Annotated in this window: 18 protein-coding genes; 14 read left to right on the top strand and 4 right to left on the bottom strand. The window is 42.3% G+C overall.

Annotation, left to right across the window (positions count from 1 at the left end; translation table 11 throughout):
* Nucleotides 1–213 precede the first annotated feature (213 nt).
* On the bottom strand, nt 214–1,269 hold the full coding sequence (locus tag G622_RS0113340) for an AraC family transcriptional regulator (RefSeq protein ID WP_026511122.1): 1,056 nt from the start codon (nt 1,267–1,269) through the stop codon (nt 214–216).
* A 207-nt stretch (nt 1,270–1,476) separates the two neighbouring features.
* On the opposite strand from G622_RS0113340, the gene G622_RS0113345 reads away from it, so the two are divergent.
* Genes G622_RS0113345 through pgmB form a run of 7 tightly spaced genes read left to right on the top strand, consistent with a single transcriptional unit; the run spans nt 1,477 to nt 10,147 of the window.
* On the top strand, nt 1,477–2,979 hold the full coding sequence (locus G622_RS0113345; protein WP_026511123.1) for a sugar ABC transporter ATP-binding protein: 1,503 nt from the start codon (nt 1,477–1,479) through the stop codon (nt 2,977–2,979).
* A 14-nt stretch (nt 2,980–2,993) separates the two neighbouring features.
* Nucleotides 2,994–3,974, top strand: a complete 981-nt coding sequence (locus tag G622_RS0113350) for an ABC transporter permease (RefSeq protein ID WP_026511124.1) — start codon at nt 2,994–2,996, stop codon at nt 3,972–3,974.
* A 14-nt stretch (nt 3,975–3,988) separates the two neighbouring features.
* On the top strand, nt 3,989–5,188 hold the full coding sequence (locus tag G622_RS0113355; protein WP_026511125.1) for a substrate-binding domain-containing protein: 1,200 nt from the start codon (nt 3,989–3,991) through the stop codon (nt 5,186–5,188).
* Nucleotides 5,189–5,212: 24 nt separating this feature from the next.
* On the top strand, nt 5,213–6,193 hold the full coding sequence (locus tag G622_RS0113360; RefSeq protein ID WP_026511126.1) for an ABC transporter permease: 981 nt from the start codon (nt 5,213–5,215) through the stop codon (nt 6,191–6,193).
* The gene (locus tag G622_RS26560; protein WP_044957680.1) at nt 6,190–7,713 is read left to right on the top strand and encodes an alpha-L-rhamnosidase-related protein; all 1,524 of its coding nucleotides are present in this window, start codon (nt 6,190–6,192) and stop codon (nt 7,711–7,713) included. Before G622_RS0113360 ends, G622_RS26560 begins: the two co-directional genes overlap by 4 nt.
* A 24-nt stretch (nt 7,714–7,737) precedes the next feature.
* Nucleotides 7,738–9,507, top strand: coding sequence for a glycoside hydrolase family 3 protein (locus tag G622_RS0113370; protein ID WP_044957681.1), 1,770 nt, complete (start codon nt 7,738–7,740; stop codon nt 9,505–9,507).
* A gap of 1 nt (nt 9,508) precedes the next feature.
* Complete coding sequence (pgmB, locus tag G622_RS0113375; protein WP_026511129.1) at nt 9,509–10,147, top strand: beta-phosphoglucomutase; 639 nt, start codon at nt 9,509–9,511, stop codon at nt 10,145–10,147.
* 223 nt (nt 10,148–10,370) lie between these two features.
* Here pgmB and G622_RS0113380 read toward each other — a convergent pair whose 3' ends face one another.
* Entirely contained in the window at nt 10,371–11,360 is a 990-nt protein-coding gene (locus tag G622_RS0113380; protein ID WP_026511130.1) for a LysR family transcriptional regulator, read from the bottom strand.
* A 413-nt stretch (nt 11,361–11,773) separates the two neighbouring features.
* Between G622_RS0113380 and G622_RS0113385 the strand changes: the two genes are divergently transcribed.
* The 3 genes from G622_RS0113385 to G622_RS0113395 all read left to right on the top strand — a co-directional run bounded on the left by G622_RS0113385 (nt 11,774) and on the right by G622_RS0113395 (nt 17,764).
* Nucleotides 11,774–16,723, top strand: coding sequence for a fibronectin type III domain-containing protein (locus G622_RS0113385; RefSeq protein ID WP_026511131.1), 4,950 nt, complete (start codon nt 11,774–11,776; stop codon nt 16,721–16,723).
* Nucleotides 16,724–17,009: 286 nt separating this feature from the next.
* Nucleotides 17,010–17,528, top strand: a complete 519-nt coding sequence (locus G622_RS0113390; protein ID WP_026511132.1) for an O-acetyl-ADP-ribose deacetylase — start codon at nt 17,010–17,012, stop codon at nt 17,526–17,528.
* A 2-nt stretch (nt 17,529–17,530) separates the two neighbouring features.
* Complete coding sequence (locus G622_RS0113395) at nt 17,531–17,764, top strand: hypothetical protein (RefSeq protein WP_026511133.1); 234 nt, start codon at nt 17,531–17,533, stop codon at nt 17,762–17,764.
* A gap of 239 nt (nt 17,765–18,003) precedes the next feature.
* On the opposite strand, the gene G622_RS22940 is transcribed toward G622_RS0113395, so the two are convergent.
* The gene (locus tag G622_RS22940; protein ID WP_049945854.1) at nt 18,004–19,731 is read right to left on the bottom strand and encodes a glycoside hydrolase; all 1,728 of its coding nucleotides are present in this window, start codon (nt 19,729–19,731) and stop codon (nt 18,004–18,006) included.
* 211 nt (nt 19,732–19,942) lie between these two features.
* Between G622_RS22940 and G622_RS25810 the strand changes: the two genes are divergently transcribed.
* The 3 genes from G622_RS25810 (at nt 19,943) to G622_RS0113420 (ending at nt 21,026) form a co-directional block, all read left to right on the top strand.
* Entirely contained in the window at nt 19,943–20,104 is a 162-nt protein-coding gene (locus G622_RS25810) for a hypothetical protein (protein WP_155831491.1), read from the top strand.
* Between the two features lie 43 nt (nt 20,105–20,147).
* Complete coding sequence (locus tag G622_RS0113415) at nt 20,148–20,627, top strand: YbaK/EbsC family protein (RefSeq protein WP_026511134.1); 480 nt, start codon at nt 20,148–20,150, stop codon at nt 20,625–20,627.
* Between the two features lie 96 nt (nt 20,628–20,723).
* On the top strand, nt 20,724–21,026 hold the full coding sequence (locus tag G622_RS0113420) for a Dabb family protein (RefSeq protein ID WP_026511135.1): 303 nt from the start codon (nt 20,724–20,726) through the stop codon (nt 21,024–21,026).
* Nucleotides 21,027–21,169: 143 nt separating this feature from the next.
* Here the strand turns inward: G622_RS0113420 and G622_RS0113425 are convergent, their stop codons facing one another.
* Nucleotides 21,170–21,820 (bottom strand): Crp/Fnr family transcriptional regulator, encoded by a 651-nt coding sequence (locus G622_RS0113425; RefSeq protein ID WP_026511136.1) that lies wholly within the window; start codon nt 21,818–21,820, stop codon nt 21,170–21,172.
* 252 nt (nt 21,821–22,072) lie between these two features.
* On the opposite strand from G622_RS0113425, the gene G622_RS0113430 reads away from it, so the two are divergent.
* A complete protein-coding gene (locus G622_RS0113430; protein ID WP_026511137.1) occupies nt 22,073–22,291 on the top strand; it encodes a hypothetical protein in 219 nt (72 codons plus the stop codon).
* Nucleotides 22,292–22,296: the final 5 nt, after the last annotated feature.

Genomic DNA, 22,296 nt, shown 5'->3' on the forward strand with positions numbered 1-22,296 from the left:
TGTTTTTGCTTATATCTGAGCACAACAAACAAATGGCGGCGCAAAAGTTTGTAAAAGTAATCGCGACCCCATTTCTGTAAGAGTATGCTCTATTTGATAAGCATTACATAACATTTGATCATGATGGTAAGATTAAGGACGGCGCGTGGGTAGGAATTACAGGCGAGAATATCGATATCGCGGATGATATCTGACAGGGGTATGAGAGCTCTTTTACCTGGTTCTGTTTGATGTGGACTGTTTGCGATATGCAGAGGGCGTCATGCCTGTGTGCTTTTTAAATTGCCTTATATAATGCTCTGTGGTATCGTACCCAACAGCTTCTGCTATGGTCTGCACCGTCATGGTGGAATTGGCAAGAAGATCCTGCGATCTTTCGATTCGGACAGTTCGCAGGATATCTGTGTAATTCATGCCTGTGAGCTCTTTTATCAGTCTTGATGTATATTCATTGGAATAGTGGAACTTATTTGACAGATCCGACAAGGTAACGTCTTTGTAGTTTTCCTGAATATACTGGATAAGAGCATAGCGCTGGACATCTACTCTGGAGTCAAACAGGGGCATCTGAACAGATTCGGAGTACCGTCTAATTATCATATAGAAGTCGAGGAGTAGGGTGTTTGTTATGGCCTGGTAGTGGTACTCTTCCTTGTTGCGACTCTCTGTTAACATCCATATGAAGGACTCGGAAATGACCGCGTCCTGGCCGGTCCTGAACATTATATAATCGTTCGCCTTTTTGGCATAAATGTTGTTCAGAAAGAAGGATGAGAGGATGTTACGGGTGTTGAGAAAGGAGTAGAACATAGTGTGAAGTGTATCACGGCGCAGCATTATATTTATGGCGATAGTGTCGTCAAATACCGCAAAAGAATGCCTGATTCCCGGTGGAATCACGCAGAAATCTCCTGTTCTCATCTCAATGGTATTGCCCGATATAGTCTGGGTGCATCTGCCATCGTAAATATATGAGATTTCAAAAAAGGTATGGCTATGCTCAATATCCGGGCTGTATCTTTCGTGCTTTTGAACAATAATACTGTCATTGTCAGACAGATCAAAAAAGAAATAATCCTCATAAACATCGGGGATTGTTTCTTTTTTTTCTTTGATCAGAAGGTGCTTACTCAGCACCATTTCCATGTCAAGATTCTTAAGAAATTCTCTAAGCGAATCCGGGTTCTTCCCTGCGAGGTAGTACTCTCTATAAAATGCTTCCACCTCTGTAACATCGTATATATGCTGCTTTAATGCATTAGCGTCCATTTTATCTCCTTATTTTGAGGGCTCCTATTAAATCTACTATATCTGCTCGGCAAGTAGATGTCAAAAAATCAAAGATTTATATAAAAATTATTATATTTAAATCATAAAACATCAATAATATTGAGCGATTTTGTGAATTATGTTCAGTGCTTTTTAAACATATAATTGCATCATAAAGAGCGCCGTTACAGAAAGGAATGGGCAGTTATGAATAAACCAGTTCTAGAAATGAAGAATATCAGCAAACGATTCGGAAGCGTCGTGGCTCTTAACGAGGTTGACCTTGAAGTTTATCCCGGCGAGATCAGAGGCCTGATCGGTGAGAACGGATCAGGAAAATCCACTATTTCCTCAATAGCTGCCGGAATGCAGAAAGCAAATGAAGGAGAGATGTTTTTTAAGGGAAACAGATGGGAACCGGCCAGTATGATAGATGCACTGAACAAGGGCATTGGAATGGTTGTCCAGGAAAGCGGAACCATTGGAGGAATATCGGTGGCTGAAAACATGTTCCTTGCCGAACTTGGGAGCTTTAAAAACAAATTTGGCCTTGTGGACAAGAACAAACTGGAAATAAAAGCAGATGAGGCTCTTAAAAGCGTTGGGATAGCAGGCATCAGCGGAAGAGATGCGATGGGAAGGCTGGACTTTCAGGACAGAAAGCTGGTTGAAATAGCCAAAGTTATCATGAAAAACCCGGATATTCTGATCATCGATGAGACATCAACTGCGTTGTCCCACGATGGAAGGCAGATCATGTACAGTCTGCTCAGAAAAATGAGGGATGACGGAAAGTCAGTGATCTTTATATCTCATGATCTGGACGAAATCATGGAAGTCTGTGACACGTTGACGGTACTCAGGGATGGAAACATCATAAGGACTTTTGAAAAAGAGGAATTTGATGCAGATGCCATCCGCAGCAGCATGATAGGAAGAGAGCTTAAAGGTGATTATTACAGGGCGGATACGGAGTGTACATCTCTTGATGAAGTGGTACTCAGCGCTCAAAGCCTGAACTACAAAGATAATTTAAAGGACGTTTCTCTGGAGCTCCACCGCGGAGAGATTGTGGGAGTCGGTGGCCTTGCGAGCAGCGGAATGCATGATCTGGGTGAAGCCCTTTTCGGAGCGCTAAAGCTTGATTCGGGGCATGTTATCTGCGGTAGTGGAAAAGAGATACTCAGCCCTCACAATGCAATAGGGCAAAAGATCGGATATGTGTCGAAAGACAGAGATCAGAAATCGCTTTGTCTCGATGCCAGTATAAAAGACAACATTGCTATCGCCGGAATGAATATCTTTAAAAACAAGATAAACCTTGTTACTTCATCCGGTGAGAAAAAATATGTAAAAAAACAGGTGGATGAACTTAAGATCAAATGTTCAGATATGGATCAGGCAGTAGGTCAGCTTTCGGGTGGCAATAAGCAGAAGGTTGTCTTTGGTAAATGGATAGGCTGCGGAAGCGAGATACTGATCCTGGATTGCCCCACAAGAGGCGTGGATATCGGAGTCAAGCAGGCGATGTATCAGCTCATGGTAAAGCTCAAAAATGAAGGCAAGGCAATACTTATGATAAGTGAGGAGCTGCCGGAGCTGATAGGTATGAGTGACAGAGTACTCATTATGAAGGACGGAGAGATCACAAGAGAGTTTAAGAGAAGCAGTACCCTCAGCGAGGGAGACATTATAAGCTACATGATCTGAGGAAGGTAAAAGAGATGACAGATAAAAGAAAAACCAACATAAAACAAAAAATCATATCCTTACTTCCCATTGCCGCTTTACTGGTTTTGTTTGCAGCATTTCTGGTGGTGGTAAGCATAAATGGTTACAAGCTGGATATGTACCTGAAAATAGTATTTAATGAGGCTCTTGTTCTTGCGGTGGTTGCTACTGGGGCGATCTTCATTTATACCCTTGGCACCTTTGATATAAGCCTTGGAGCATCAACGCTCTTTGCAGCCACTATGGGGGTCATGACCTATAACAAGACTCAGAGCCTTATTTTGATGATCGTCGCGATATTCGCAGTGGGTATCACAGCTTCACTGCTGAATTCGGTTTTAGCCTCGGTTTTTCATATACCTCCCTTCGTGACAACTGTTGCCATGATGTCGGTTCTTTCAGCTCTCTCGGCACAGATCATCACAAGTTATGGAGGAGCTCTTGGCGGAATAAGTATTCCCAGCGAAGTTGTAAAGCCCTTTGACAACATAGGTTTTAAGGCAATGCTTTTAATAGCCTTTTTTGCCATATGCTTCTTTGTATTCCAGTTTACGAAGGCCGGAAGAAGGATGAAATTTGTGGGCGGAAATCCAATTTGTGCAGAGCTTACAGGAATAAAGGCAAGTAAATATACGATCCTGGCCTTTGTGATGGCGGGAATTGGAATCGGCCTCGGAGCATTTTTGACACTTTGCTATACCCCATCGGTTACTACTACAACAGCATCAAGTATAGGAATGAATATCTTTATTGCGATCGTTTTCGGAGGAATGCCAATCTCAGGAGGTGCAAGAAGTAAGATTTACGCGGCATTGATCGGTGGCTTCTCATATATTTTGCTGAATGACATTCTTGAGATAGTCATAGACAGCAGCGCAGCATACGGCATCACACAGGTGATCAGTGCAGTCTTTTTCCTGGCGGTGGTTTATGTAACCAGCATGAATTACAGGACAGCACTGTTACCAAGATAAAGGAGGAAAATATTATGAACAAAAAACTTACAAAAGTGATCGGACTTATCATGGCCGGGGCCATGACGGTGATGGCAGGATGCGGAAATTCGGCACCTGCTGCACAGGGCAGTGCTGATAACGCAGCACCGGCACAGGAAGCTGAAACAACTACTCAGCCTTCCGGCAAAGCCAAGAAAATCGGAGTGCTTGTAGCAGATGTCAGCGGTGAGGAAGCCCTGGGATTTAGAAATTACTATGAGAAGTATATTCAGGAAAACTATGATGTTACCTTTGATTACACTGATGCGCTGGCAAGCGCTGAAGACGAGAAGGCCGCTATTGAAAAATTTGCATCAAAGGGATATGACGCAGTTATCTCTTTATCCAGCAGCGACAGAGCACAGCAGATTGAGACCTGCGAGCAGTATGGCATTTACTATGCAATAGCTTCAGGAGTTCTTGATGACGAGCAGTATGAAGAATACAAAGGTTATGAGCACTTCGTTTGCCAGATCGGACCTTCAAATGCCACTGAATTTGAGGCAGGAAAAGCTATGGGCGAGTATTTTAAAAATCAGGGAGTAAAGAAGGTGGCTCTCTATGGCGCTTTCATTCCAAATCCTATGCACGTTTTCAGAGCAGCCGGTATTCTTTCGGGACTTGGTTGTACCTACGGCGGAGCAAATGACATGGGAGCGATCGTGGGACAGATTTTCCAGGATCAGGGAATTGATCTTTCAAAGGTTTCCGGCGATGTTGAACTTGTTGCATACCTCCAGGGATATGGCGACACAACAACAGATGAGCTTGGTGCAGCTATTCAGAAGGCTCCCGAGGCATTCCTTTCAGTTGGAATGGCAACTACATTCTTTGCACAGACACTTTCACAGGAAAATATACCTTTTGCCGATATTGATTCCTTTACTGCCATGAACAGTCAGTCAATGGAGAGTGGAAGTCTTAAATATCTTGCAGGTAAGTATTCATCATCTATCGGACCTGTATTTGCGCTGGTTTCAAATGCGATTGACGGAAATCTTATCAGAAATGATGAGGGAAATGTTGTATCGCTCAATCAGGGCTATCTGGTAGCAACAGACAAGGCTACCTTCGATGAGTATTTTGTCAATGACAACGGTGATTCACCCATCTACAGCAAAGAGACACTTGATAGCATTATCGGAAGTCAGGTCACCTATCAGGATGTAAAGAGCCTTGTAGAGAGTAAGTAATACAGAGTAATAAGGAGATTAGCTATGAGTACCCCGAAGAGAATCGTAAACGCACTGGCCATGCCGGTTGTAACCCTTGTGGTTTTGCAGACTCTTTGCCTGTTAAATGGACAGAGTGTGATTTCAAATATGAAAAGCTTTGACAATTTCATAGTTTATACAGCTATTGTGATGATCACAACCATGGCTCTTTCCATAAATCTGAACAGCGGAAGATTTGATTTCTCCCTGGGATCAATGGCCAGTCTGTCATCTATCATAGGGGCAAAAATAACCTATGGGATTCTCTCCGGGGGAAATGGCTCTGCACCGCTGATGCTTTGTATATCCCTTGTTGCAGGAGTGATACTTGGACTAATATCGGGTCTTACATATTGCACATTAAGACTGCCTCCCATCATAGTCTCACTGGGAGTAACGCTAGTGTATGAGGGAATTATGTACACAATAACCGGTGGCAAATATGTTATGAGTGAAGTTCAAAATCCTTCAATGTCCGCTCTTACAGGAACCTGGGTCTATGCAGCATTGATAATAGCGGCAGCCCTTGCATTTATGATAATTACTTTTGATAAAACGGCCTTTGGATATGACTACAACGCACTTAAGTCGGGACAGAAGGTGGCTGTGGCTACAGGTATCAATGAGGTAAAAAACACTCTGATCTGTTATGGGATCAGTGGAGGCCTGATGGGTATAGTGGGAACACTTAATGCGGCCAGAAATACGACAATAAATGGAGGACAGCTCAATTTTGGCAGTATAGCCATCATGTTTACAGCATTTCTCCCTATGTTTATCGCAGGATATATCGGCAGATTCACAAACGAGAAGATTGGCTTTCTCCTGGCGGCTGTTTGCATGTCACTTTTAAATTCTACTTTTGCTGTATTCTCAAACTCAGTGAATGCAACGATGCAGTCAATTATAAATGCAGTATTGCTGGTTGTTTTCCTTATTTACCTGAACAACAATGATTTGATAAAGAGATTATTGAAAGCATGAAAGACTTAAGATTATTGAAAAAAGCAACGGCTCTTTTCCCAAGGTTAAATGAAAAAGAGATTGCTGTAGCCGAAACAGTAAGTATTACAAGGGACGGCAAGGGAATAAAGAAAAAAAGTCTCCGGGATTTCAGGACTATGTCACTAAAAAAAGGTGATGAGGTCATCCTTGACTTTGGCGGACATCTGGTTGGATATCTTTCTCTTGATTTTAAGAACATAGGAGCTCATGCAGATGCTCCTGTGCTCTTAAGAGTACGCTTTGCCGAAAGAGAAGTAGAGCTGTTTGAGGAAGCATCAGAATACAGTGGCTGGGTAAGCGCATCATGGATCCAGGAAGAGCTGGTAAAGGTGGATGTGGTCCCCGGAAGGCTGGACTTTGACAGACGATATTCATTCAGATTTGTAAGGATTGAGGTTATGGATATCAGTTCAAGATTTGACCTTCAGATTTCCGAAGCTTGGGCCAAGGCCGTCACTTCTGCCAGAGATACGGATCTTTTACCCTATGAGGCGGCAGATCCCTTGGACAGAGAGATGGACAAGGTGGCTGTAAAAACTCTCAAAGATTGCATGCAGACAGTGTTTGAGGATGGACCTAAAAGAGACAGAAGGCTGTGGATAGGAGATCTTAGGATACAGGCTCTGGCCAATTATGAAACCTACAGAATGAATGATATGGTCAAATCCTGCCTATACCTGTTCGGTGCGCTTACTCAGGAGAATGGAAGAGTCGGAGCCTGCGTATTTTTGGAGCCTGAGCCTGAAGTAGACGACACCTGTATGTTTGACTATTCTCTGTTTTTTGTGGTCATTCTCAGGGATTATTACAGAAAGACAGGTGACCAGGAGGCGCTGGAGGATCTGTGGCAGGTATGCCGCAGACAGATCAGTCTTGCCAGAGAGGGCCTTGACCAACACTATGTAGTAAAGGACCTTGACGTTCTTGGCTGGTGCTTTGTGGACTGGAATCTGGAGCTGAATAAACAGGCAAGTGCGCAGGGGATATTCCTGTACGCGCTGGAGGCAGCAATTGAGCTTGCCGAGCAGGTCGGAGATGTGCTCTCAGAGGAAGAGTATGCTGATCTTTACAACAAAGTAAAGGATGCAGCCAATACTTTTTTATATGATGAAAAAATGGGCATGTACGTAAGCGGGAAAGACAGACAGATCTCCTTTGCATCTCAGATATGGATGATACTTGGAAATGCCGTTGAAGGTAGTGCTGCACTCAGGCTTTTGGAAAGACTAAATGGCTGCGACGGTGCTGTTAAAATGGTTACTCCTTATATGTATCACAACTATATAGATGCACTTATTAAGCTTGGCAGGAAAGAAGACGCTCACAATCTTATGAGACAGTACTGGGGCGGAATGATCAAAAACGGTGCAGACACCTTTTGGGAGCTGTATAATCCAGAAAATCCGGACGAGTCACCTTACGGAGGAACCATTGTAAACAGTTATTGTCATGCCTGGAGCTGTGGCCCGGCGTATTTTCTCAGGAAATACTTTGCTTAATACTTTGGAGGAAGAGAGTTTGATATGACATTTGATAATTATGAAATCGATTATACCGGAAATCCGTTTTTTCTTGACGAGAGTGCCATAAATTGGGTAAAAGAGACCTTTGAGGACATGAGCCTTGAGGAAAAATGCGGACAGGTTTTTTGTCCTATGGGATTTAGCAGTGAAGATGAAGTTCTTCGCGGAATCGTCAGTGGAATTGGCGTTGGCGGGATGATGTACAGAAGTGGGAGAGCAAAAGAGATTCAGGATACTCACAGAAAAATACAGTCAATGGCCAAAATTCCGCTTTTATTAGCCGCTAATACGGAGAGTGGTGGAGATGGACTGGCGGTAGAGGGGACATCTTTTGGCAAGCCAATGGCAGTTGCAGCAACTGCGGATCCTGAAAACGGCTACAGGATGGGGTATGTTGCATGCAGGGAAGGGGCAGCACTGGGACTAAACTGGTCTTTTGCTCCTATCGTGGATATCAACAGAGACTTTCATAATCCGATAACAAACGTCAGGACCTTTGGCGATGACCCGGAGAAGATAGTTTCCTTCGCTTCACGCTATATGGATGGTGCAGATGAAAATAATGTTGCCGTGTCAATAAAACATTTCCCCGGAGATGGAATAGATGAAAGAGATCAGCATATCCTTACCAGTGTCAATTCTTTGTCTGTAAAAGAGTGGGATGACAGCTTTGGATATATCTATAAAAGTCTTATAGACAAGGGAGCAAAGACTGTAATGGTGGGCCATATTGCCCAGCCGGCTTATGTAAAAGAGATTAACAATAATGCTGACAGAAGAAGCATGTTGATGCCGGCATCTCTTTCTAAGGAACTTCTTGGAGGTCTTCTCAGAAAACGTCTTGGCTTTAATGGCCTTATAACCACAGATGCCACTCCCATGGTAGGATTTACCAGTGCAATGCCCAGAAATATTGCCATACCGACTGCCATAGAAAACGGCTGCGACATGATTTTGTTCAACAAGAGCCTTGAAGAAGATTACGGTTTCATGCTTGAGGGTATTGGCAGTGGTTTGTTGTCCGTAAAAAGACTTGATGAGGCAGTGCTGAGAATCCTTGCAACAAAGGCATCCCTGGGGCTTCATGAGAAACAAAAAAACGGAAGTCTTGTCCCTATGGAAGAAGAGTTATCAGTTGTTGGCTGCAGCAAACACAGAATGTGGGCAAAAGAGGTGGCTGATAAGGCTGTCACTCTTGTGAGGGACGAGAAAGCTCTTTTGCCGTTAAGTCCGAAGAAATACCGGAGGATATACCTAAATGTGATCGACAAGGAAATGGACCCGGAGAGCGCATTTGTAAAGATGTGGAAGGATAAGCTGGAAGCAGAAGGGTTTGAAGTTACGGTAAGGGACAGACGTGTTAAAATTGTCCCGGCTGATTTTATGGATCCGGCATCACTGCCTGATGAGAAGAAGGCTCTTTTACATGAGATGTACAGAAGTGTTGCTGAGATGAAGGAATCCTTTGATCTGTATCTATATGTCTGCAATATGGAAAATGCTTCAAATAACACTACTTTGCGACTCAACTGGAACGTAGTGTTTGGGCTTGGAGATGATGCGCCCTGGCATGCATCAGAAATACCTATGATGATGATATCGACTTCGTATCCATATCATCTGTTTGATGCTCCCATGATCGGGACTTATATTAATTCCTACAGCGCAGGTGCGGATTTTGTCGATGCAACTGTAGAGAAAATTATGGGCAGATCTGAGTTTATGGGAGTAAGTCCCATTGATCCCCTGTGCGGAAAGGATTACATCTGATATGAAATATAAGGCCATAATTTTTGATCTGGACGGAGTTATCTGTTTTACCGATGAATACCATTATCTTGCCTGGAAGGAGCTGGCAGATGAGCTGAATATTCCCTTTGACAGGACTATCAATGAGAGGCTAAGGGGCGTCAGCAGAATGGATTCTCTTGAGATCATACTGGAGAAATATTCAGGACCTGAGTTCTCAAAGGATGAAAAGGAAAAGTTCGCCGGAAAAAAGAACGACATCTACAGAAAGAGTCTTGAAAATATGTCTGAAAAAGACCTCTCGGAGGAGGTCAGAGAGACGTTAAAGGAGCTTAGAAACAGGGGACTTAAGCTTGCCATCGGATCTTCGAGCAAAAATACCAAGTTCATATTAAAACAGATCGGGCTGGAAGGTTTCTTTGACGCCATAAGTGATGGCACCAATATCACAAGATCCAAACCCGATCCGGAAGTGTTCTTAAAAGCTGCCCAGTTCCTTGCAGAAGAGCCGAAGGACTGCCTTGTTATAGAAGATGCTGAAGCCGGCATAGATGCTGCGGTATCGGGCGGCTTTTACAGCGCCGGTATCGGGAGCGCAGAAAGCTATGGAAAGGCCACATATCATTTAGAGAGCTTTAAGGACATTCTAAAGTATGTTTAATGGTAAAGTAATCTGTGAGTGCCCGGATTGTGTCAGAAATGCGGTGCTTTCACTAGGAGAGGTAGTAGAAACTATATAATAATCCATTAAGACTGATATAAGCATCTGATCGGACCTGGTGTGTTGTCTCACTCATAATTGACCAAATTATTTGTAAATGATTTGATTAAAGATGAGCAAGACAACACACTAGTTTTTTTGCCAATAGCACAGAAAACATAAATCAGTTGAAGCTGATGTTGATCTTTGAGAAAAAATCCACACAAAATTCCATAAAAAGTTTTGAAACATTACTAAGATACTGCCCTTCGGGATAGGACAGAAATATAGTCCTTTTACACACTGGTGACTTAATGAAAATCGGTGTGATCATAGGCGTGAAAAAGGATTTATGAGTCTGGTAGGGAAGCAGGGCAATTCCCATCTGTGATTGCACAAAACTTTTAAATGTGCCGGGACTGTCACTTTCCAATATGATATCAGGCTTAAATCCCGCCATTTTACACAGGTGGTCCGTAAGTTCGCGAATACTTGGCCCCTTTGAATAGGTTACAAACTGATAGGACTTTGCATCAATGAGATCTATCTCCCTGTAAGCGGGAAGGGAGCAATCATTATTTGCATCTGTTAATTCACTCTTTTTGTAAGCTGAAGGAGAGCAGTCTTTATTGTATTCACTATGGCTTATTTCTGCGCAGATAGACAGAGGATGATTTTTGTTTGCTGCTATTACAATATCCTCTTCAAGTAAGGTAATGTTTGTGAGCCCCTTATAATTACCTGGGGTGGCTGATATAACAAAGTCAAAATCCCCTGCCTGTTGAATATTATGGGTTGCCTGCTGTTTCAGATTGAGAGATATATGTGGGTAAAGTTTATGGAATTCCACCAAAAGTTCAGGCACGATATTTGAACCGGCTAAAATGACGAGCGTAAGATGACCGGAGGGTGAGGTGCAGTTGTCTAAGAGCTCATTTTTTGCATTATCAATGATTCCAAGAGCACTTCTGATGTTCTTGTAATAGAGTTCTCCGTTATGATTCAATCTAAGCTTCCTGCCTTCGCGCTCGAACAGCTTAGTCCCCAACTCTTCCTCAAGGCAGGCAAGTGACCTGCTAAGTGAAGGCTGCGCTACATGCAGAACTTTACTGGCTATAGATATATTTTCTTCCTTTGCAATTTCGCAAAAATATCTCAATTGAAGTAATTCCATAAACACTCTTCCTATATAGCAATGATGTTATATGGCACATAACAAATTACATATTAGACGCCACATAAGTCAACGAATATAATCTAAAAAAGAAAACTTTTTAAGTAATTTTACCTAAAAATAGAGGTTAAAACAATTGTTGATTTTAGCTAAAATAATTGTATTATTTAGCTAAAATGGTGATGCGATCCGCAGCCTAGATATGCAGATAAGAAACGCAGGAAAACAGAGAAAATCGACGGAGAACAGAAGATTATATGATGCGCACATATAATGTGAATTCGTCGGGAGCAGGAATTATTATGCAGGTCTGGAGAAGGGTAAATTTGGGTATTTCAAGTTTTAGGGAAGCATGGATTATGGAGTTTATTAAAAATCTGAATCCGTGTTGTAAACAGTTTTAGGAGGAGTAGATGAGGTATTTTAAAAAGTTATATTGTTTCATATTATCGCTCTGCCTGCTTTTGACATCAGTTGCGAACATGGATGTCAGGGCAGAAGAGATGCCGCAGGGAGGCGGATTTTCGGGTTTTGTAACTGTAGATGGGACTAAGCTTATGGATGGTGACAGGGAGCTTAGATTTGTTTCCTTGAATTATCCCCAGGCTACAAGCGATACTCCGTGGGAGCATGCAAATGCCATGAAAACCTTCAGGGCAATGGGAGGTAATGTCACAAGAACCTACACTATCCCTGTTTTCAATGGAGAAAATAGTGCAAGAGCCTACGTTACAGGTGTGGATGAAGCAGGTAATCTCACATTTAACGAAGATGCACTAAACAGCCTTGACGATGTGCTGGCTAAGGCTAATCAGTATGGCATAAGGGTGGTTATTCCTTTCGTTGATCATTGGCACTGGATAGGTGGGATAGACGGCTATGTGTGGCTGGCAGGAGAGTCAGACGGAAATGCACCATCTCAGTCGGGTTTTCAGGACTGGGCTTGGAAATTCTACAGCAGCGAGAGGTGCATGGAGCTGTTTAAGCAGATGATCACTCATCTTTTGAACAGAACCAATACAGTAACAGGCGTTCAGTACAAGGATGATCCCGCTATCCTCTGCTGGGAGACCGGAAATGAGATGGGAAACAGAAGTCAGGTGGAAAGAGATGATGAGCTCACAGCCTGGACTAATCAGGTGGTTGAGCATGTAAAAAGTATTGATACGAACCATCTGGTGCTTGATGGAAGAATGTCTATGTCACCCAGATCTCTGGGAGAAGAGAATTTAGCTGATATTCTTGGCGCACATTATTATGAGGGCAATTATGCACAAAGATGCGAAGAGGATACAAGGGCTGCTCACGCTGCAGGAAAACCGTTTATCCTTGGCGAATTCGGTGCAAAGGTTACAGCAGGTCCCTGTATAGATGTATTCCAAAAAGGAGTTGAGAATGACACCAACGGAATAATGATGTGGAGTTTAAGAGCCCACAAGGACGGCTTTGGATACTATTTCCATAATGAGGATGGATATTGGGCATCCTATCACTGGCCGGGCTTTGAGTCAGGTAATTACTACGGTGAGACAGAGATAATCAGATCAATTTATGCTTATGCACAGATTGCAAACGGAGTGGCTTCTAATTATGAGGAAGCAGCTGCAATTCCGATACCTGCTCCTGAGACAGATGAAGCACCGCTTCTTTACTCTGAAAATGGAACACCCCACGATAACTCTTTCGCTGGAGGTTCGGTTGGAGACATTAAGTGGAGAGGCGTTGTTGGAGGTGCCTGGTACGAAATTCAGAGAGCAGAAGGAAGCGTTACAGATCAGGATTCCGAGCTCTTTGAGACTATCGCAGGTGCTGATGATTACGTTTACGATTCCGGCAGAAACTGGGAAGATAAGTCTCATGACTGCATAGCCGGATACCACGATATGACTGCAGTTGACGGACAGACCTATTCCTATAGGATTCGTGCCTGCAACGAATCAGGAGTTGGTCCCTGGTCAAACATTGTGGTGGTAGAGAATGTAAAGCATGTTGTTAAGGACGAGCTTGATCTTATAGCAGTTTCAAGTAATGATCAGAATCCCACAGAGATAAGACGCACCTACAGCAGTGATCATTCAGCTAATATCGAGCATTCAGGCAGCACTATAGTCAACAAGAGTGCAGAGGAGGGCTATATCGAGTACTCATCCATAATACCTGTGGAAGAGGTGAAGGTTCAGGCTGTAAGTGAAGCAGCAGAAGGTGCAGAGCCAAAACTTATGGTGTCCTCAGATGGTATTTCTTATGAGGAGATAGGATTAATTCATGAGACAGGAAGTACACTTTATAGCGCATCTTCAATAACAGCAAGTAAAGCCTGCTATTATAGCCGAATTTATCTTAAAGGCAACAGCAGCTGCAAACTGGATAGCATTGAGATCACTTATAAAAATGGCGGCGATTCCTATAACGATAACAGCGAAACCGGTAAAGTAAGAACAAACGCTATGATCCAGGATGCGACCTTTGGTGAGAACGCAGAGCCTTACTATGTATCCAAGGATACTGCCCTTGTTGTTGGAGAGGCTGAGGGCATCAGAGGTCTTACAACCGCAGATTCCGGGAAGGGATCTATCGTATATAAAACAGGTGATGACATAAACGCCTTTCGTGTAAGTACAGCGGGCCTTAATGGAAAAAGAGCTATAGTTGAGTACTCCTTTGACGGAGTAACATTTAATCCTGCGAAGGAGCTGACTGTGGCAGCAGGTGAGACTGTAGAAAATATCGTTTATGGTGATTTAAATGTATCTCAGGCGGTTAGAGTGATTAGGGTTACTGTTCCTGAAAACAGCGCAGGCGAAGCCTTTGTAAGACTTGTTGAGATATCAAGCGGCAAAAAGATGATACCACTTGCAGATGCATCACCTGCAAACATTATTGAGGATGGCGAATATTACGTCGGATCTAATGACAGTCTTAATGCTGTTTATAGGATAAATGGCTGTGAAGGAGAAATCACTTTTTCCAAGGATCTTGGAGGAATTGCCTACACTGCCTTCGACAGTATTTATTTGTGGGTAAAGCCTGACAACAGCTCAAATGAGCTGAGGGTGAGACTTCTTGATGCTGAGAATCACGTATGGGAAAGCGATGCAGTACTCTTAAGCGGCGGCGCTGAGATGAAAAAGCTTTTCCTTACTAAAGACGGCGATTTTAACTGGTCTGATGTAAGAGAGGCACAGTTTGTAGTAAAGAGCAGCAGCGCTGCAGGAAACGGTGAGGGACATATTTCGCTTGATGCCGGACAGGTATATACGGGCAACTATGGTATTGCACTTGGCTACTCCTTTGGCGAAGAGGAAAAGGTCATTTATATTGACAGTGTGTATGCAAACTCATCCGTAAAGGTTGATGACTTTGAGGGATATAGCGGATCAAATACACTTTTAAATCAGGCTTATTCAAGAAATACCAACGGTGGTAAGTTCAACCTCTCATTGGATTCTGTGAATAAGTACGAGGGAGCCTATGGCCTGAAAATCGATTATGACTACGATGGAAAAGGCTATGCCGGAGCAACTAAGAATATGGATATGCTTAACCTTGGCGGATATGACGGCTTTACCATGTATCTTGACTCTGATGGCTCAGGAAATGAGATTAAGGTGCAGATGGAGACTGACACATCCACCTATGCCTACACAGGATATATGACAGGAAAAGGTCCCATGCTTCTGTACATGCCTTTTTCCAAGATCATTCAGCCTGACTGGGCAACTTCAGGAACACCGCAGCCAATAAACAGTTCGCAAAATCTTAAATCGGTTTCAATTTATACTAATCAGACAGGCACCGTTACCTCAGGAACACTCTATGTGGACGATTTAAAGGGCGCTAACTTTGTGGAAGACCTGACTGAGAAAGCAGGAGTTACAATTGATGAGCCTTCTGAATTGGTTACGGAGTTTCCGTATACAATCTCTGGAACTGCTGATTACGTTGAGTATGTAACGGTTTCTGTAGGTGAAAAGAAGTACAACGTACCTGTAAACGGAGAGGGTGTATGGAGCTTTGAACTTACCGCAGATGCAGGAATCGTTAACGGGGATGATATTAAGGTAAAAGCAGGAGCGTATTATCCTGACGGAGAAGCTATAGCAGAAAGTTCAGAATACGCCATCAAACTTGAGGTAGAGGATAATGACGGACCTGAAGAAGAGCACTATGACAACGTAATCTGGAGTTGGGATTTTGCAGAGATGGGCACTGAAGGATGGAGCTTTGAGGGCTTTTCACCATGGACAGAGAATGGAAAATTAGTTGCCTGGTCACAGGATGGCTATGATGCAATATTCTCATATGCGATTACAGATATACCAAATGGCGTTTATACCCTTTCAAATGATATCAAGGTTAAGAGCAATATGAACAGCGCAGTTATGGCTCTTTCTTCAGGGGAAAGCGAGATTAAATCAACTCCAATTGACACAGCAGATACGGTTGTGGAGGATCATCTTCTTGGAGAGAAACTTACGGTAGATAATAACAGCATAACTGTTAAATATTATGTCAATGCCCCTGTTGATGCTAACGGAGTTACTTTTGCAGTTGGAGATATAAAGCTTTACCTGGTTAAGGCTCTTGAGAATGATGATCCCGAAGATGATGAAGTAAATGAGGGGGATGAAAAAGAAAATTCCGGAGAAGGTACAGGAACTGAGGGCGAGATACCGGATGATTCAGGCGAAGGCACAGGAACTGAGGGCGATACACCGGATGATTTCGGAGGAGATACAGGAGCCGGGGACGAGACACCGGATGATTTCGGAGGAGACACAGGAGCCGGGGACGAGACACCGGATGATTTCGGAGGAGACACAGGAGCCGGGGATGAGACACCGGATGATTTCGGCGAAGAAACTGGAGACTGGGATGAGACACCTGATGATTTTGGCGAAGGTACTGTAGCCGGTGATGAGACATCGGGAGATTCCGGTGAAGGAGAAGGTACAGAGAGCGGAGCTGTAAATAATCATGAGACAGTAAGTGCCGACAATAATACAGGCCTGGATTTAGGAGAAGCTGCATATGATGGAAGCACAGCAATTAATGAAGTCATAGACAGTAAGCAGAAGAAAACTTCTATATCTGAGCTTACTGCCAAAAAGAAAGCCATCACAGTTTCCTGGAAGAAGCAGTCCAAGGGTATCAAGGGCTATGAAATCCAGTACAGCACCAATAAGAAATTCGAAGAAAATGTAAAGACAGTTAAGATAGGAAAAGCTAAGACTACCAAAAAGACTATAAAAAAGCTTAAATCCGGAAAGAAGTATTACCTTCGTATAAGGACTTATAAAGAAAAGGATGGTGGAATTGTATATTCTAACTGGAGCAAGAAAAAGAGCATTAAAGTCAAGTAAGGCATTTAATAGATAAGCCTGAATTACAGGGAATGTTACCTGTATAAAAAGAACCGGGACTAGTCAGTTCAAATACTGATTATTCCCGGTTTTTGCTACAGGTAGCTGCATCTTGCTGGCATGCAGCTATAGCGGATCTTTCGTCTATAGTCGTTACGTTGTTCCATTTTTCTTTTTGGGTTCGACAGGCTATTTGTTCATAGTATAATAATCTTATTCTGTACAATTTTGAACTGATAGGTGAAAGGCCAGGATATTATCTTGATTCGTGAAAAGGGGAAAACATATGAGTTCGATCAATTACCATTCCGGGGATATAACAAAATTAAAAGTTGATGCAATAGTGAATGCCGCTAACAGTTCTTTACTTGGGGGTGGTGGTGTCGACGGAGCAATTCACAGAGCTGCGGGGCCGGGACTTTTAGAAGAGTGCAGGACTTTGAATGGATGCAGAACCGGTGAGGCTAAGATTACGGGAGGATATAATCTTCCTGTAGCACATGTCATTCACACTGTTGGACCTATATATAGCGGAAAGACATCTGATGCAGAAGATCTTCATAACTGTTATTGGAACTCGCTGGATGTGGCGAAGACAAATAATCTTCACAGCATTGCTTTCCCCGGAATCTCAACAGGAGTGTATGGCTATCCCAAGAAAGATGCGGCTAAGATAGCTCTGACTACAGTGAAACAATGGCTTGAAAAGAATTCGGACTATGATATGGCGATAACTATTGTTACTTTCAGTGAAGAGGATTATTTGATATATCAGAAGCTGGCAGCTGATGTAAGCAAGGAGTAAAGATGAATTCAATATTAATAAAAGACACAACACGAGAACAGAGGGAGAAAATAGTAGCTGAGTCTATAGGAAATATCAACGGCTCATGCGACGGATGCATGTCCGGACTGGCTGACATGTATCAGGATTACATTGATGGCAAGAAAGAAATCCGTGAGATAAATATGGAATTCAGGGCTCATTATGAGTCCGGAGTAGATGGACCTGAAAAGGCGGATTGCGGGTATAAGAGATGACAGTGAAGTCGGGAATTGGCCTTAGAAGAGTTTCATATGACAGGAGGAACTGGGACTGCGTTTTGTCAGTACCGGAAGATGAAAAGCTTTGTGATGAGACCGGATATAGAATTTATTATTTCAGTAAAACGCTCCATCTGCCAGGGAGTTGGTGCATAATATCCGAATAAATCGCATAATGACATCTTGGCCCTTACATCATTTTATTTTAGCAACGTATTTCACAATCCTGGCAGGGCTTATTGGAGAGTGACAATATAAGTTGTAATGGAATAAGCATTAGCCTGCGCTGAAAAGAAGTTATTGGATTTTTTTATGTTATCTTCGTCTGTGACATCACGCCAGTTTTCACCATTCTCCATAGCACCACTTGTTCTTATGGCAGTTATTTCTGAAATATCCTTATCGAAGTTTTCCAGATCAAAACGGCGGAGTTCATCATTGGAATTACTATTCATGGTAACTATTACAAGTTTATTGTTTTGAGGATCATAAGCAGCAAGAGAGTCTTTTCCTGACTTCACTATGCAGAATCCGGGGCGGATATATCTTGTAAACTGGCCAAAACCATAGTATTTTTTGCCTGTAAGTAATTCTTGTGCGTCATGGTCAGCTATGGCCACTCCCCAAAAAGGTTCACCATTATTGAGGATGTTCTCCGCTTCCTGCCTCGTAAGTGTATCAAATTCATTGGTTGAATCAATATGCATGTCTGCTGCATTCCACATGATCCAGGCAGTAGGATACATTCCGTTCATATCCTGCATTATGGCATCTGCAAATCCAAGTGCAGCTTCCATAGCACCTGATTCTTTACCTAATGAAAATGTACCGTCAACTTCACTCATCCACAGATTTATTCCGGCATCAAGAGCTGTTTCTTTTAGTTCCTTGCGTTTGTTTCCATGATATGTATGTGTATCCAGTCTTGCTATGGCATCCTTTGCCTCAGGTGAGAGCTTTTTATAGGAACTGATTGTAGCATTTATACTGGTTTCATCTGAACTGCTGATTATTATGTCAATACCTTTGTTCTGTAGTTCACGGTTCAGTTCTGTGATAATTTTTGATTGTGATTCACCAGGGCTAAAGTGGCAGCCTTCCTGTTTTTCACTATAGGCAGACCAATAGTCTGTGGCTGGTTCATTCATGGGAGTTATGCTCTGAAAACTGGTCACTCCGCTTTTTTCCAGGTGTTCAATAACATCTGCCAAATAACATGCAAATGCTGTATAGGAATCATCTCTGAGATTATTTCTTGCAGGTTTTTTATTTCCGGAGCTGCATCCACTTATTGTCATAAAATATGGCGGTGAATTTGAAAAAGCCTCTGCAATAAAAGCATTCCCCGCTTTTTCAGATGCTGCTTTAAGAACATTTATCTGATTTTTATCAGCATCCCAATTGTAATTCCAGGCATATCCACAGGAAAAATCTGCTCTCTCATAATTTTGCAGGTAATATTCTTCCGGATGTAGTGATAAATCTATTGGTGTAATATCAATTGCGTAGCCGGGAATAATGGAATCAGATCTTTTGATATGTGCTTCATGCAGAAAATCACTGGGGTTATCAACATCTGAAAGCGCAAAATCAGTGACATTATCCCCACCGCCGATATTGTATCTTCCAATGTTTAGTCCTAATCCTTTGTCTGCATCAAAAAACAATTCAGAAGCCGCATGTGTCAGCTTATCGCTGTAGCCAACACGATTGGCCCACCAACATAGGCTTGTTCCCCAACCTTGAAACTCTCCATAACCATCGTTATTAGTATCATTGAAGGTCTGATGATCATTTAGGTCTATCTTTATTATATTTTGGACTTTTTCACCGGAATCGACTTTGTCAGAGCTTTTCTCTATAGAATTATTCCAGGAAAAAGTGCCACATCCAATAAGTTGCAGGCTCAAAGTAGTAAGTGCCAGGGATAAGACACAAACCATAGAGCGATGTATTTTTTTCATGCTAAAACACCCCATATGTTGTTAGTAGAATAAGATATTTTTAGTAATTCTAAAACATTATAGCAGAGGCTATGATTATTCGCTTAAATACTATCAAATTGAGTGTGCAAAAAGACAGGATGATAATGATCTGGATGCAATTCATGTATTACAATAGAAATATTAGAAAATCGAAGCGAACTAGTGGTGAGACTGAAGGGAGAGCCGGTAAATGGCAGGTGTAATAAGGAAATATGAAAATAAAGATCTGGAAGATGCAGTAAAAATGAAGTGGCAGCAATGCCGTATAGTCTGTTATAACCTCCGGCTATCACCAGCCATAGGCAAATGCATATACAGAATTGGAGTTATCAGCGATATAATTGTAACGTAGATAATTGTCTTTTTTAAGAAATATATGCATGGGGTGAGCAGAAATGGTTAATGAAAAGGTAAAAGAGTTTCTTGTATCAAACAACCTTGGTGACAGACTTACTGAGCATACAGAAACGATTGATACAGTTGAGCATGCTGCACAACAGATAGGCTGTACCGAGCCGGAGATTGCAAAAACATTGTCTTTTGTTGTTGATGAAAAACCTGTAATCGTTGTGATGGCTGGCGATGGTAAGGTTAACAGTTCGAAGTTCAAGTCATTATTTCACACTAAGCCGCACATGATTCCAAGGGATCAGGTGGAGAGTATCACGGGATTTCAGCCGGGCGGAGTATGTCCTTTTGCTGTGGAAAATGATATCCCTATCTGGCTTGATGTTTCCATGAAACGTTTTGAATATGTCCATCCTGCAGGAGGAAATGAGTTTACTTCTGTTAAGGTTACACCTTCTGAGCTCGAAGCGGTTACAGGCGCCGAGGGCTGGTGCGATGTATGTAAGGGATGGGAAGATAATGAATAAAATGGTTTGGAATGTTTGCAGGTATGATGATAGGTGCTATGATTGATAGAAATGGAGCTGCAACGATATAAAGCTTTAAAGAGGAGTACAGACGTTATGGTAAAGCATGTAATATTATGGACATTAAAGGATGAGCTTTCTGCAGAAGAGAAGGCAACTATAAAGCAGGGAATCAAGGAAGGGCTTGAGGGATTGAAGGACAAGGTTCCTGGCATAGTAGATATCAAGGTTAACATCCATGGTCTTTCATCTTCAAATGCAGATCTGATGCTTGATTCCACTTTCGAAACTGAGGATGCTCTGAAGGCATATGCTGTACATCCGGAGCATGTGGCAGTTGCAGATTCTAAGGTAAGACCATACACAAAGCTTAGAAGCTGCCTGGATTATGAGGTTTAATAAAGAGTAGTCTCATATTCATAGATTCCTGTTTTTCCCCAGAAAAACGGGAATCGTATTGGACCAGGTCCTCGCGAAGCGAGGGGCGTGTCCTGCCGAAGGCAGGATTTTTGTGGGCGATTTCCGCTTTTGCCCACAAAAAGTCATAATAACTTGAAATGATTCATTCTGTAGCGGATTATGCCTTCGTCCTGCATGCGGGACAATTCCTTTGACATGTTTGTCCGCTCTAGATTCAGGTAATCAGCAAGCTGCTGTCTGTTAAATGGAATATCAAATTCATTTTTGCCGGTCTTAAGTGCTACAGCATTAAGGTAGGAAAGGAGTCTTGCGCGGCAGCTTTTGGGAGAAGTATAAAAACTTCTCTGGGACAGCATCAGATTCTTTCTGGCTGATATGATAAGTATATTTTTCAGGAGCTTTTCTTTCCAGGAAGAGCTCATTTTATTGATGGACATAATTGATCTGATGTTGAAAAAGACTATACTACTGTCTTCGTTTGCTCTCACATCAACCAGCATCACCTCATTAAGCAGAGCATATGTTTCGGCGAAATAGTCGCCGGGGCCGATGAGACTTAAGACAGTACAGTTGCCCCATACATCGTTGCTTTCTATGGTTACGCTTCCGGTGATTACCATTCCAAGTGAGTATGCCCTTTCTCCAGCATTAAGAACCAGTTCGCCTTTTTTATAGCTTCTGTTTTTGGCATCTAAATCTGAAAGGCATTTTGAAATCTCTTCTTCTGACATTCCGGAAAAAAGTCTGCTGCCCTGTATATCACTTATTCTCATAGGTATTCTCCTGACCCTTTAAATGTGGCTTAAACAACATACTTTATATTCTGAGTATATAACACTGATTTCATCAGAACAATATAACGATAAGAAGGAAACGAGCATCTTTCTTATAGAAAACACATTAGAGATTAAATGGCAGAAATAATCGCTATTAAACAGAGTCTCTTTTTGATATTATAGATTATGACTATAGAACTTTTTTATCTTCATATATCTACTAAGTTTTTGTAAAGAAGGAGGTTAGGTATGGCAGACATTGCTGAAATCATCAAACAGATTAATGGTAATAAGGAGCTTATGGCTCAGATTGCTAAGGTCGATCCGGTACAGGCAAAGGAATTGCTTAAGAAGGCAAACATCGATGTTAGTGAATCAGACATCAAGTTGGTGCAGGAGGCAGTTGCTGATGGCAAGCTTGATCTTGGAGATATCAAGAATATTGCCGGTGGGTTATTTAAAAAGTAATGGGT

This window comes from Butyrivibrio sp. LC3010 (genome assembly GCF_000424385.1).
In the GTDB taxonomy this organism is placed as follows: domain Bacteria; phylum Bacillota; class Clostridia; order Lachnospirales; family Lachnospiraceae; genus Butyrivibrio.